We start from the raw sequence: 16,162 nt of genomic DNA on the forward strand, positions 1-16,162 counted from the left end.
GCCGTTTTTAGAAATTCAATTCGATTTCGCTTGCAAAGTGTTCACTTTTGTTTACTTTCTCACTTAATTGAATTTCTTTTAAAGGAATCGATGGGTCTTTTATGATCGCCGACAGAATCATGGCGTAATCCTTGCTCAGCGTAGCGATGGTTTTCTGTTTGAACAGCTTCGTGCAGTACTCAAAGCTTCCTTGTATCTCGTGCGGATTCATCACGAAGGTCAGCTGTAAATCAAATTTGGCCGCCGTATTTGTTTGTTCATATGGTCTGACCGCGAGAGAGTCCAATTCGATATCCGTTTGTTCCGTATTTTGCAGAACAAACATCGTATCGAATAACGGACTACGGCTTAAGTCCCGTTTCACTCCCAGTTTCTCAACTAATTCTTCAAAAGGATATTCTTGATTTTCATAAGCTTTCAGCATCGTTTCTTTTGTTTCCGTTACATAGTCCATAAAGGTCTTTTCTCCAGCCGGGGCCGTACGGATGGCCAGCGTATTCACAAACATCCCGATAATATGCTGTAAATCTTCATGCATTCTTCCCGCAATAGGCGTACCGACGACGATATCTTCCTGACCGCTGTATTTGGCCAGCAGTATGTTATAGGCTGACAGCAAGATCATGTAAGCGGTCGATCCGGTCAATTCTTCCATCTGTTTTATCCCCTGGACCACGGTCTCATCGAGAGCGAAATTGTATCGCTTGCCTTCAAAGCTTCGAATTCTCGGTCTGGCAAAATCTTTCGGCAGCTCAAATGGCGGGAGTTCCTCATGAAATACGTTCAGCCAATAGTTCTCCTGCCTCTTGATGCGTTCCCTCTGCTCCGCCTGCTGCTGCCATACAGTGTAATCTTTGTATTGAATCCGGAGCGGGGTTAATTCTTTGCCGTCATACAATTGAATCAGTTCTTCAACAAAAATATTCATAGAAGCGCCGTCTGAAACGATATGATGCATGTCAAACATGAAAACATGTCTGTCCTGTTCTAATTCGATGAGTCCGGCCCGAAGCAACGGAGCCTGACTGAGATCGAAAGGCCGCACGAAATTGCGGAACAGCTCCTCGACCTGCTCATCAGCTGCTTTGTACCTTTCTATAGAGAAATCCGCCTGCGGCTTGATCACCTGCACCAGCTCTCCGCGGACCATTTCAAATCCGGTTTGTAGCGATTCATGGCGCTGGATCAGACTTTGGAACGCAGATTGTAAACGATTCATGTCGATCCTGCCTTCCAATGTCAAAATCCCCGGCATGTTGTAACTTAGTTCTCCGCCTTCAATTTGTGTAGACAGGTAAACCATCTTTTGTACAGAAGATACAGGATAAACATCTTTGGCTTCTGCAACAGGGATTTCATCCGGTCCGCTGGTTTCCGCGCCTGCAATGACCCTCGCCATTTCTTCAATCGTCGGGTATTGAAACACTTCTCTCAATGAAATACTTTTGTCGAATTGCTTATGGATCTTGGTAACGAGCGTCATCCCCCGTAACGAATGCCCGCCGAGATCGAAAAAGTTATCTTTTACGCCGACTTGTTCTACCTTCAATACTTCTTTCCAGATGTGAACCAGCTGCTCTTCCGGTTTTGTCCTTGGAGCAACATAGTCAATCCCGGTCTGCAAGCCTGCTTCAGGCAGCGGTAACGCGCTGCGATTCACTTTTCCATTGGAGGTTAACGGCATTTGCTCCAGCTGCATCAAGTATGAAGGAACCATGTAGCCTGGTATTTGATCGGAGAGTTTTTCTTTAAGCTGATTGATCGGCAGTGACTTCTCCCCTGTATAATAGGCATACAAATCGCTTTGCCCCTCTGCATTTTCTCTGGCCAGGATCACCGCTTCTTGTACATGCTCGATGTTGAGAAGAGCGGCTTCCACCTCGCCAAGTTCGATCCGGTAACCGCGAATTTTAACCTGATGATCCTTTCTTCCGGCATATTCAATGTTTCCATCCGGCAGGTAACGGGCAAGATCGCCTGTTTTATACATCCGCTCTCCGATTACAAACGGATCGGCCACAAACTTTTCACCCGTTAATTCAGGCAAGTTCAGATACCCTCGTCCTACTCCGTCTCCGGCGATGCACAGCTCACCCTTTACACCTATAGGCAGCATTTGATCATGGGAATCAACAATATACACACGGTTGTTGCCCAGCGGTTTGCCGATCGGCACGTAACCGCCGTCGTCAGCGGATGCCAATGTCCCCGGTACGATATGAAAGACCGATGCATCCACACAGGTTTCCGTCGGACCGTATACATTGGTTATGAGCGGCATTGATGACCCGTTCGAAGCGAACAATTCAAGCAATTGCGCCGCCGTCGCCTGCGGGAGCGCCTCTCCTCCAATAAGCATGTGCCGGATCGTTATCCCATGAAGGCTGTCTGCAGCGATAAGCAATTGCAAATGTGACGGTGTTCCGTCTGTTACGTCAATGCGGTGGGTGCGATAATAGTTTGACAAGGTATAACCGTCTGATACTGATGCTTTAGGGACGATATACAGTGCATGTCCCCCTAACAGTGCCGCGAAAATTTGCTTGACCGATGCGTCGAAATAGTACGGTGCCAACAGAGACACACGCAATCCCGAATCATAAGCACCGTACACTTGTCCGCGGAGCCCCTCCATCAAATGAAGGACCTGGCGATGCTCAATCAGCGTGCCTTTTGGCTTGCCGGTTGTGCCTGATGTGTAGATCACATACGCCAAGTGATCCGGTCCGGCTGCCGTCACCAGATTCGAGCCGTCCCCGCTGTTCATTCGTTCGTCATTCAGCAGTAAAATCTCTCCGGCAAAGGATACACGATCTTGTAAATGGGGCTGTGCCAGCAGAACCTTTGCTCCTGAATCCTCCAGAATATAGCGGATGCGTTCCTGCGGACTGTCCGGATCCATCGGCACATACGCGCCCCCGGCTTTCAGGATCGCCATAATCCCCACGATCATTTCCAGAGAACGTTCTGCCAGAATACCCACAGGCTGGTCAGGCTGCACGCCTTCGCTTCTTAAAATCCGCGCCAGGCGGTTGGCCCGCTCATTCAGCTCACGGTATGTGAATCGGCTTTTCTCGTAAACTGCGGCCGTATGTTCCGGCGTGCGCTCCGCCTGCTCCTCGAACAATTGGTGAATTGTTTTGTCCCTTGGGCAGTCTATCGCCGGTTGGCCCCATCTCTCCACAATCTGTTCTTTCTCCTTCGCGATGATCATCTCCAGCGATGAAAGCGGCGCCTGCGGATCATTCGCAATCGCCTCGATCAATTGGATAAAGTGCTTTGCCATGCGTTCCGCAGTTTCCTGCTTGTACAGCGCTGCCGCGTAACTGATCATACCTGTAATTCCGTCTTCATTTTCTGCCGCTTGGAACGTCAGGTCGAACTTCGCCATCGCATGGTTGTCCGGATAAGGGGTAAAACGCACATCATCGAGGCTCAATTCTCCCCGTTCTGTGTTTTGCCATATGAACATCGTGTCAAACAGCGGATGGCGGCTGAAATCCCGGGACACATTCAGCTTGTCCACCAGTTCGTCGAATGGATACTCCTGGTTTTCGTATGCTTTTAATGTATGTTCTTTGACTTCCTGCACGTACTCCCGGAATGTTTTTTCCCCGACCGGATTCGTTCGTATCGCCAGTGTGCCCACGAACATGCCGATTAAGCTTTCCAAATCCGAATGGGTTCTTCCGGCAATCGGGCTGCCTACTACGATGTCTTCTTGCCCGCTGTATTTGGCCAGCATGGTCGTATAAGCAGCCAGCAGCACCATGTACAGCGTGCTTTCGCTCTTCACCGCCAAGCCTTTCAGCTGTTCCGTCAACTCCGGTCCGATGACAAACTCGATTTGTCCTCCTTCAAAGCTCCGCGCAGCCGGTCTTCCGTAGTCGGTTGGCATATCCAGCACCGGAACCTCTCCGCTGAACACATCCAGCCAGTACGCTTCCTGTTTCTTCATCCGTTCGCTTTGCATATCCGACAGCTGCCACGCCGCATAATCTTTATACTGAACCCTTAATGGCGGCAATTCTTTTCCTTCATATAATGAAACGAACTCTTCAATCAAATTCTTGATAGATACGCCGTCGGAAATGATATGATGCATGTCAAACAGCAGCAAATGGCGGTCTTTTGCAAGCTCGATCAGTCCTACCCGCAGCAGCGGCGCTTTCTCCAAGTCAAATGCCCGCACAAACCCATGAACGAGGGCTTCCGCCTGTTCTTCTTTCGCCTGAGTGAATTCCACTGCAAATGGGACGTCGTCATAAATCCGCTGCACCGGTTCTCCATCTATCAGTTCAAAGCCGGTACGCAGCGTTTCATGGCGCTGAATCAGCTTGCGGATCGCCTTCTCGACAAGTTCCCGATCCAGAGCTCCATCGGCTCTCATGACACTCGGCATGTTGTAGCTCAGCTCTCCGCCTTTCAGCTGATTCAAAATATACAGCCGTTTTTGCGCCGAGGAGACGGCATAGTATTCTTTTGCGTCAACGGTCGGGATAGATGTATATGCTGTGTGTTTCATTCCGGTAATCGTTTCTGCCATTTCTTCAATTGTTGGCGATCGAAACACTTCCCGCAGCGGCAGGCTGACCCCCATCTCTTTGTGCAGCTTCGCCGTCAGCGTCGTTGCCCGCAGCGAGTGACCGCCGATGTCGAAGAAGTTGTCTTTCACGCCGATACGCGGAAGTCCAAGCACCTCTTTCCAGATATGCGCCAGCTGCGCTTCCGCCGCTGTACGGGGAGCAACGTATTCGATCCCTGTTTGCACGCCTCCTTCTGGTGCCGGCAATGCTTTGCGGTCGACTTTTCCGTTTGCCGTTAACGGCAAACGCTCCAGTTGGATAAAGTACGACGGGATCATATACCCCGGCAGTTCCTGCGACAGCGCTATTCGCAGCTCGCTCACCATCAGCTCGGTGTTCGCTGAAAAGTATGCGCATAGCTGCTTTTCTCCGTCTCCGTCTTCAAGAGCGGTGACTACTGCTTCCTGTACCGACCCTATCTTTAAGAGCTGAGCTTCCACCTCGCCGAGTTCGATCCTGTATCCTCGAATTTTCACCTGATGATCGATCCGTCCCAAATATTCGATGTTACCGTCCGGCAGCCATCTCGCCAGATCGCCCGTCCGGTACATCCGTTTGCCGGGTTCGAACGGATGATCCACGAACTTCTCCGCAGTCAGCTCCGGACGGTTCAGGTACCCCCTCGCCAGTCCGTCGCCTGCGATGCAAAGCTCTCCCGGTACTCCGACTGGCTGTAGACGCATTGATCCCGGTGCCATCATATACAGCTGTATATTCGAGATCGGCTTGCCGATCGGTACTGATGCATACGCTTGGTTCGCTTCGCAGTTAAAGTACGAGACATCGACCGTTGCTTCCGTCGGGCCGTACAGGTTGATCAGTCGGGCACCGTTCACAGGCGTAATAAGGCGATGAAATCTTGCCGTATGTGCCGGCATTAATGCCTCGCCGCTTGCAAACACTTGCCGCAACGTACGCAGCTTGCTTGTCTGTCCGCTCGCCGTCTGTGTTTCCGCAAACTTCAGGAAGGCGTGCAGCATCGCCGGGACGAAATGCATTGTCGTGATACTTTGCTCTTCTATTGTGTTCCAAATCACCTCAGGGTCTTTCTCTCCGCCGAGCGGAAGCAGGCACACCTTCGCACCGGTCAAAGCCCACCAGAACAGCTCCCATACCGAGACGTCGAAGGTGATCGCTGTCTTTTGTAAAATCGTATCGCCGCAGCCGATCGGATAAGCCTTTTGCATCCACATCAACCGGTTTATAACCGGACGATGTTCAACCATAACCCCCTTGGGCTTGCCGGTCGATCCGGACGTGTAAATTACATATGCCCTATCGCCCGCACCGGACAGCGGCTCCAAGTTAGAAACGTCATCATCATAAACGGAAGTATCATCGAGATCGATGACCGTTCCTGCAAAAGCAACCCGTTCTTTCACGTGACGCTGTGACAGCAGCAGGGTCGCTCCTGAATCTTCAAGGATGTAGCGGATGCGTTCCTCCGGGTAATCCGGGTCGATTGGCACATAAGCGCCTCCCGCTTTCAGGATTGCATAAATCCCGACCATCATTTCTAGAGAACGCTCAGCCATGATCGCAACAAGCTGGTCGGCCTGTAGGCCTTCAGCTCGTAAAGTGCGTGCTAGTTGATTGGCCCGTTCATTTAACTCAAGGTAAGTCATACGCTGCTCCTCGAATATAACCGCCTCATGGTCCGGCGTCCGGAGTGCTTGTTCCTCGAACAGCTGATGAATCGTTTGTTCACGTGGGTAATGCATTTCGTTAGACTGAAAACGGCTGTGCAGCTGTTCTTTTTCTTGCTGCGTCAGAAGTTCCATTTCTTCTATTTTGACAGACGGCTGCTGCAAAATTTGGTGAATGAGCTGTTCAAAATGTCCGCGAATCCGCTCTGCCTCTGATTGTCCATATTCATTTTGGTTGAAATCAAAATGAATGGTGAGTTGTTCGCCAGGGATGACAACTACATTAAAATCGTAATGAGTATGTTCTTCTATATGGAAATTCACGATATTTAAATCCGCAGCATCATGACCCTCTTCGACTTGCTGCCCTATCGGATAATTTTCAAAGATCATGATATGATCAATTAAGTTTTGCTTTTGTTCCGTTTGGGCCTGAATTTCGTATAAAGGATAGGTATCGTACGATTGGGAAGCCAGCGCGTTTTGTTGAACCATTTGCATCGTATCAGCAAAAGTGCTGTCTTCATCGCAGCGGATGCGAACCGGAATGGTATTGATGAACAGGCCGATCATCTGTTCCACATCAGGAATTTCCGCCGGCCTTCCCGACACAACACTGCCGAAGACAACGTCTGCGGACCCGCTGTATTTCTGTAATAAAACTGCCCATAACGTTTGGATCAACGTATTTAATGTAACCTGATGCTGATTTGCGATCTGCTGTAATTGTTTTGTCTGTTCGTGATTAAATCGGCAGATCACATTGGCATAGGCGTATTCTTTTTGTTCATGCTGCTCTATTTTATGAAGAAGCGTGGTTTCACCTTTATATCCTTCAAGATACCCGCTCCAGTACCGCTTTGCCGCTCCCTGATCTTGGCGGTCAAGCCACTCGATATAGTCGCTGTAAGGAGCTGCCGATGACGGTTCTGGTTCCCTGCCTTCCTGTAAGGCGCTATAATGATCAAACACTTCCTTCGTGATAAGAGACAGGCACCAGCCATCCATCACAATATGATGGAAGCTCCAAATCAAATGATATTTGCGGTCTTCCATACGGAAAATCGCTATGCGCATCAGCCGATCCTGAGCCAAGTCAAATCCTTTTGCCTTATCTTCTCTTTGATAGGCTGCGATTGCATCCTCTCTCAGGTGCTCCTCTCTATCACGCAAATCTGCAAAATGAATTTGCGGTGTTTGCGTTTTATAGACAATTTGTAAAGGAGTATCGTTCCAGCCGCTGTAAAAACGGGTTCTGAGCACGGCGTATGTTTCAAATAATCGTTCAAGGCTTGCTTTAAACCAATCAATCTTTAACTCTCCCTGCAAATCGAACGATGCTTGTTCAAAATAAGAACTTGAGGCCTCGTCCAGCAGGCTGTGGAAGAGCATTCCTTTCTGCATCGGAGTGAGCGGATACACGTTTTCAACCTCACCTGCATGCGGCAGTTGAATGAGGAGCTGATCCAATTCGTCAATGGACATGCCTTTTAACAAAATATCGCTTGGCGTCAGTTCCGATTGTTCTTTATGAACGCAATGCGTAATGATGGTCCGCAGGCGGCTTTGAATCGTTTCCGATAACCGCATGATCGTTTCTTTTGCGTACTGTTTGCTGCTGTAGCTGATCGTAAGCTTCAGCCGGCCCTCGGTGATCATTCCGTTTATATTCAATACATACGGTCTTTCTTGATTTCCGCTTGAGTCTGAACCGCAAGAATAAGAAGATAATTGAACCCCATGCTGCTGTAAATCTTGGTCAAACTGTCCCAGGTAGTTAAAGCTGATCTCAGGATTGAGTTTCGATGGCATTCCGCCGCTTAAGTACCTTGCTATTCCATATCCGATCCCTTTATGCGGAATTTGACGCAATCCTTCTTTGGTCGTCTTGATATAATCAGAGATTTCTTTGCCCGGCTGCGCGTGCAGCACAACCGGATACAGACTTGTAAACCACCCGGCCGTGCGGGAGATATCTATATCCTGTATAATCTGTTCTCGGCCGTGTCCCTCTAAATGAATCGGAATTTGTTCCAGTCCTGACCAATGCGATATGGAAAGACCCAGAGAAGTTAAGAGCAAATCGTTTATTTCCGTGTTATAAGCGCGATTCGCTTGTTTTAATAAGAGCTCCGTTTCCTCTTTCGTCCATTCCACAGCTGCTGTTTCACTGTCTTTTGCAGTTGTATGGGTTTCATGAAAATCTTTAGGCAGCGGTTTGACTTCGGTTTGTTCGATCTTTGTCCAATATTCCTGTTCTTGTTTTATGGTTTCACTTTGCGCGTATTCTGACAGTCTCTTAGCCCATAATTGGAAAGAGTCTGTTTTTTGCGGCAGTTGAATCACTCGCCCGTTCTCGGCTTGCTTGTAGCCGCTAACGATATCTTCCAGTAAGATGCGCCATGAAATCCCGTCTATAATCAAATGATGGATGGCAATGAGCAGATGATCTCCATTTGCGCATTGAAACAACCCGGCTTTCATTAACGGCCCATCACTTAAACGCATACTGCTTTGTATCTCATCAGCCTTGGCTTCAATTGTCCGTCCCGGATCGGAATCTTCTTTCAGATTCAGGACTTCTAAGCGGTACAGTCCGCTTTGGGCGATTTCTTCATTCTGTGCCTCACAGCCATTTTCTGTAGTCCGGAACGTCATGCGGAGCGCATCGTGATGTTCAGCAAGCTTTTGCAGGGTTTGACGAAGCTGCGTTTCCTGAAAACCTTCCGGCGCATGCAGCATGACGGCTTGATTGTAATAATGCTGATCTGTCGTTATGTGATCAAAGAACCAATGCTGAATAGGAGTCAGGCTGACTTTTCCTTTGACTTCACCTTGATCGGCTATACGCAGATTCTGCTTGATATGCGGACTCAATTCTGCAATTGTTGCATATTGAAACAAGTCTTTGATTTCCATTTTGTATCCTTGCTGATTTAATCTGGAGGATACTTGAATGGATTTAATGGAATCTCCGCCAAGGTCAAAGAAATTATCAAGAATACTGACGTTTTCAGCGCCTAATACCGATTCCCAGGCAGAAACTAATATTTCTTCCGCTTTTGTTCGGGGAGCTTTATACTCTGCTCTGTCCTGCAGCTCGAAATCCGGAGCAGGCAGCCCTTTTTTGTTTATTTTTCCGTTAGAAGTTAAAGGCATTTCATCAAGCTCGATAAAATAAGCCGGAACCATATAACTTGCAAGGGTTTGAGACAATTGTTTCCGGAGCCGGGCTGCCGTTGTTTGTCCGCCGCTCACGTAATATGCACACAATTGTTTAAATCCGTGGACGTCCTCTCTGGCTGTAACGACAGCTTCCTTGATCGCTTCTTCTTGAAGCAGTGCCGCCTCGATCTCGCCTAATTCGATACGATAGCCTCTGATTTTCACTTGTTCATCTATTCTGCCCGCATATTCAATGTTTCCGTCCGCCAGCCACTTCGCCAAATCTCCGGTCTTATACATCTTCGCTCCGGGCTCAAACGGGTCATCGACAAATTTCTCTGCCGTTAATTCGGGACGGTTCAAATATCCTCTTGCCACACCGGCGCCGCTGATATAGATTTCTCCCGGGACACCGATCGGTGCGGGTTTCATATTTTCATCAAGAACGTAAATGCTCGTGTTTGCCGCAGCGGTTCCGATCGGTACCGATTCCCGCCTGTCCTTTGCGGCATCGTAACGGTAAATCATGCAGCCGACAACGGTTTCCGTCGGTCCGTACTCATTGCATATTTCAATCCGGCCCTCGAACTGTTCATGAATGCTGCGGGCTAACCGGGTGCTTAAGTTTTCCCCGCCCACAATCATTCTACGGACAGCCGTTTGATCGGCAATGTTCATTTCTTTCAAAACCTGCAAATGGGCCGGGGTCAATTTAATGATATCCACCCTCGGGTCCCGCACAATCGATTCAAGCAGAGCTGTTTTATCCTCTCCGTCATAGACGATGATTGCATTGCCTGTGACAAGCGGCATGAAAATAGAAGTCACCGTCAGATCAAAAGAAATTGACGAATACAATGGGAAGTTGGCTTTCTCGCCTTTTACATAAACCTCTTTCGCCCACCAAATATAATTGGACAAGCCTCGGTGCTCGATTAGTACGCCTTTGGGCCGGCCTGTGGAACCTGACGTATAAATGACATATGCCAAATGGCTCGCATCATTTATCGGAGCAAGGTCAGAGCCATCTTGGTGATAAGAACTTTCATCATCAAGTAAAACCGTGACGCCTTCATAGGCAAGCTGTTTCCTGACATCCCGCTGCATTAAAACGATTCCGGCTTGGGAGTCATCCAGCATATACCGGATGCGGTCTTGCGGATATTCCGGATCTATAGGGACATAGGCTCCGCCTGATTTTAAAACGGCAAGGATTCCGACCACCGATTCGATGCTGTTTCTTGTGATGATGGCTACAGGCTGATCCGTCTGCACTCCTTTCGCTCTTAACGTTCGCGCCAGGCGGTTGGCCCGCTTATTGAGCTCTCCGTACGTGAGCTGCCTATCCTTATCAATGACGGCTGCTTGATCGGGCGTACGCTGCGATTGCTCTTCAAATAATTGATGAACCGGCGTCTGCGGAAACGGCGCGGCCGTGTCGTTAAGCGTCTGCAGAAGGGTTTTTCTTTCGCCTTCCGTTAACAATTCCACTTGATCCACCCGGATATCCGCATCTGTCACGACTTGATGCAGGATTTGCATGAAATGTTCCCGAACCCGCTCTATGCTTGCCCGCTCATACACATTTGCATTGTATTCAAAAGAGATGTTCATCTCGTCGCCCGGTATAACGGTCAAATTAAAATCGTAGTTGGTCTGTTCTTCCATTTGTACGTTGGAAATTTTGATGGATGTTCCGTTCTGGCGGCCTATACTTTCCATATACTGATCAACCGGATAATTTTCGAATATCATTAAATGTGTAATTAAATCTTGCTTTTGCGTTGTACGCGCTTGAATATCGTACAGCGGGTGCGTCTCAAATTGTTGAGACGCTACAGCCCTTTCCTGCGCCTCTTTCATAAGCCCGGCAAACGTTGTCCCTGCTTCACACCGGAACCGGACGGGAATGGTGTTAATGAATAAGCCGATCATGGTTTCCACGTTTGGAATTCCAGCAGGTCTTCCGGATACAACACTTCCAAACACAACGTCCCGGCTTCGGTTATATTTCTGCAGCAAAACCGCCCATGCTGTCTGCAGCAGCGTGTTCAGCGTGACATGATGCTTGCCTGCCGTCCGCTTCATTTTCGAAGTGAGATCGGAGCTTATGTCACACGCCACTTTTTCAGGAACGTATCGTCCGTCTTCCGCTGCATGGTGATCCTTAGGAAGGCCAGTTTGCTCCTCATATCCCTCCAAGTACTGATCCCAATAAGCCGTGGCCTCTTTCGCATCTTGCCGGCCGAGCCATTCAATATATTGACTGTACGGAGTAATTGATGATTGTTCAGGCTGCTTTTGCTGAAGCAAGGCAAAGTAATTCTCGAATATTTCTTTTGTAATCAGCGGCAGGCACCAGCCGTCCATCAAAATATGGTGGAAACTCCAGATAAAACGGTATGTTTTTTCATCCGTACGAAGGATGAATAACCGCATTAACGCGCCTTTTTCTAAGTCGAACCCCCGCATCTTATCTTCTCTGGCATACTGCTGAATCATCGCTTCTTTTTGTGATTCCTTCATCTCTCGTAAGTCATTGAATTGAAAACCGATTTTTTTCGTTTTGAATATGATTTGGAGCGGCTGATCCTTCCAGCCTCTGTAAAAATTCGTGCGGAAAATGTCATATTTTTGCGATAAGCCGTCCAAGCTTTTTGAAAATGAATCAATCTCCAGATCTCCATGCAGATCAAACATCGTTTGCTGAAAATAAGCACCTGAATTCGGATCAAATAAGCTGTGAAACAGCATGCCCTTCTGCATCGGCGTTAATGGATAAATATTTTCCGCTTCGCCTAATTCACGCGTCTGCTCCAAAAGCTGTTCCAGTTCGTCGATTGAGATATCTTTTAACAGGATGTCACTTGGTGTGAGAGAAGTCTGCTGCCGGCTTACGCAATGCGCAATGACTTCTTGCAGACTTTCTTTCAACCCCCGGGCAAATTGCGCCATAGTAGATCTTTCGTATTGTTTGCTGCTGTAGCTCAGTGTCAGTGATAATGTCCCTTCGGCAATCATGCCGTTCAAATCAAGCACGGCCGTTCTCTCTTGGTTTTCGTTCATTGATAACCCTGTGGAAAAAGGCGAGATGCGCAAAGCCTGATGCTTCAGGTCTTGGTCAAATTGTCCCAAATAGTTAAACGATATCTCCGGATTCAGCCGCAGGCTGTCGGCTTCCGGATGCCCGGATATATATTTGATGATGCTGTAATTCATTCCTTTGTCAGGGATACGGCGCAGCCCTTCTTTTACGATCTTGATCCGCTGCGACAGGTTTTTTCCGGCTTCCATCCTCAGGACGACAGGGTACTGGCTTGTGAACCATCCTATCGTGCGGGAAATGTCAGCATCCGGAATAATCGGTTCTCTCCCGTGGCCTTCCAAATTCACGACAATGTCTTCCGTGCCTGTCCACTTGTGAACAGCCAGCCCTAACGAAGTCAGCAGCAGATCGTTGATATCCGTGTTGTAGGCGCGGTTCGCATGTTTTAATAATTGCTCCGTTTCCTCTTTTGTCCATTGAATCGTCACTTCTTCGCTGTCTCTTAATAACGATCTTTCGCTGATAGTGTCCTTAGGCAATGGCTGAGGCTTTATACTTGAAAGCTCAGTCCAATACGCAATCTCCTCTTCCATATCGGTTTCCGCCGCATATTTGGACAATTGATCGGCCCAGAATGGAAACGAATCTGTTTTTTGCGGGAGCTGGATCGTTTGTCCGCGTTCTGCCTGTTCATAACCGCTTGCAAAATCTTCGAGTAAAATACGCCAGGATACTCCGTCAATCAGCAAATGATGAATTGCAATCAGCAAATGATCTCCGTCCGGACATTGGAACAAACCGAGCTTCATCAATGGCCCTTTGTCTAATACCATGCTGCTTTGAATCTCATTCGCTTTATCGGCAATCGCTTGAGCCGGTTCGGTTTCCCCTTTATAATTCATCACTTCCAGATGGTATAGTTCACTTTCATCTGTTCCTGTAATTCGCGGAGCGTATCCATCCGGCGTTTTTTCAAAAATCATCCTCAAGGCATCGTGATGCGACGCGATCCGTTCCATCGTCCGGCGAAGCGGAGCCTCTTGAAAGCCTTCCGCCGAATATAACATGACGGCCTGATTGTAATGGTGTGCATGCGGCATTTTTTGCTCAAAAAACCAATGCTGTATCGGGGTCAGCTTGGTTCCGCCATTCACTTCTCCTTGATCAGCCACCCTGCTGACCGGCGCTACAAACTGACTAAGTTCAGCAATCGAGGGGTGTTTAAACAAATGCTTCATATCAACCTTGTATCCGGCTTGATACAATCTGGATGACACCTGAATTGATTTAATCGAATCTCCGCCAAAATCAAAGAAATTATCCAGAATTCCTATACGTTCTGCCCCTAATACTTCTTGCCAGATGGACGCCAGCAGTTCTTCTATTGTGTTCCGCGGGGGTATGTATTCGTTTTCCGTCCGCGTATTTTCGTCAGCAGCAGGCAAAGCTTTCAGATCAATCTTTCCATTGGAAGTGAGCGGAATGCGTTCCAAAGGGATAAAACGGGAGGGAATCATATAATTCGGCAGTTCCCGGGATAAGTCTTCTCTGAACTGCGCAGCGGTCAGAGAAGACTCGCCGACATAATAGGCATACAATTGTTTGGCCCCGTCTGCGCCTTCCCGCGCGACGACTGCGGCTTCACGAACGTTTTCCAGGTTGAACATAGCTGCCTCTACCTCGCCGGTCTCAATCCGGTAGCCGCGAATTTTCACTTGATGATCAATCCGCCCTAAATATTCAATCCGTCCATCTGGCATCCATCTGGCGAGATCCCCCGTTTTATACATCTTTTGACCAGGGACATGCAGATGCTCCACAAATTTTTCCTCCGTCAATTCAGGCCGATTGAGGTAGCCGCGGGCCACTCCCGCTCCTCCGACATACAGCTCTCCCGGTACGCCGATCGGCTGGATTTGATGGTGCGCTCCTAAAATATAAGCTTGATGGTTGGCCACCGGGCTGCCGATTGTGATCTGTTCATCAGCGGACTGAACAGGGTGAAATGTAGATACCACGCTGTTTTCTGTCGGTCCGTATTCATTATTGATCCGAATGCGAGGCTGCAGAGAATGCAGCTTCTCAACTGTATCTGTTTCCAGCTGCTCACCGCCTACAACAACATGCTGAACATGGATGAAATCCTCTCTGTTCATCTGTTCGATCATCGTTTTCAGAAGACGGGGAGAAGTTGAGAAATGAGTAATTCTCTCTTGTTTTATGGCATTTTGAATGGCGAAAGTTTCTTTATTCTCTTCATTAGGCAAAAGGTGCAAAGTTGCTCCCGAGATGAGCGGGCCGAAGAAATTTAAAATGAACGCATCAAAAACATACGGGTACAAGACAAGCACGCGATCCGCCGGAGAATGCTTAAAAAACGCCTTCTTCCATTGGAGCGAGTTTACAATGCCGCCGTGTTCAACCATGACCCCTTTCGGCTTTCCTGTAGTACCCGACGTATAAATGACATAGGCTAAATGGCTGTGTTCCGCTACTGGTGATAACAATGAGCAATCGGCATGGTATGATGTTTCATCATTCAAATCGATCACCGGTCCGTCAAAGGCGAGACTGTTTTTTAAATGATGCTGAACAAGGAGAACGTCTGCATCCGCATCATGAAGCAAATATTGAAGCCGCTCTTTTGGATAGTCAGGATCCAGGGGCACATAAGCGCCCCCTGCCTTCCAAACGGCTATAATGGATACGATCATCTCTAATGAACGATCAGCGAGAATGGCGACTAACGTATCGGGTTGAACCCCGCAATTACGCAATGTTCTTGCCAAACGGTTCGCCTTCTCATTCAGTTCCCTGTACGTCAAATGGTCGTTTTTAAACTTGACGGCCGTATGCTCAGGCGTTCTTTCTGCCTGCTCTTCAAATAATTGATAGACTGTTCTGCTCCCGGAGAAATCTCTGACGGTGTCGTTAAAATCAAACAATAGCTTCTGTTTTTCCGCTTCCGGTAAGATCTCTGCCGTATGGATCGCGGCTTGAGGCTGAAACAGGATCACAGACAGCAGCTGATCCAAATGGGATACAATTTGATTGATATAGTGCTCATCGTACAGATTGCCGTTATAAAAAAGCTTCAAATGAATCCCGTTGTTCTCCAAATCAAAGTGAAACAGCGTATCGGCTGCAGTATCTTCTTTAAATTGCAAGGAATGAATTTCGTTAAGCGAAACGACGGTATGAATCAAAGGCATATGCTCGTCATTGTATTGCACGCTCAGATGCCGGACCATTTTTCTAAACGGCAGGTTTTGATTTTTCAGAGAATCATTAACGGCTTCTTTCAGCTGCCCGAATACGGTTTTAAATGTGCTCTCGTTTGAAAGCGTATTTTTTAAGAGGACAATGTTGTTAACGGCTGACTGGTCGGCTTTTTGCTTCGATACCGTCGGAATGCCAAGAATCAGGCTCGTTTGATCCGTATATTTATACAACAAGCATTCAATACCCGCCAATAAAATCAGATAGGCGGCCATATCGGAATGATTCGCCATTGTCATGATTCTTTGAGATACTTCCGGAGATAAGGAACGGCAGATGCATTTTTCCTGGTAGCCGGTACGGGCCAACGATGCTTTATCCGCTGCTTTAAAGTAAGGGAATGCGCTTAGGCCGTCTTCTTCATCAAACAGGTTTTCCCAGTACGTTTCTTGGTTTTTAAATACCGACATTGGAGCACCTCATTTTATATAATTTAAAGA

1 protein-coding gene is annotated in these 16,162 nt (G+C 48.0%); it reads right to left on the reverse strand.

The window, feature by feature from the left end; all coding sequences use genetic code 11:
- Nucleotides 1-7 precede the first annotated feature (7 nt).
- Nucleotides 8-16,132, reverse strand: a complete 16,125-nt coding sequence (locus tag U2H13_RS09630; RefSeq protein ID WP_376700792.1) for a non-ribosomal peptide synthase/polyketide synthase — start codon at nt 16,130-16,132, stop codon at nt 8-10.
- Between the last annotated feature and the right edge of the window lie 30 nt (nt 16,133-16,162).

Source organism: Bacillus sp. A1, assembly GCF_042296235.1.
Lineage (GTDB): Bacteria > Bacillota > Bacilli > Bacillales > Bacillaceae > Bacillus > Bacillus velezensis.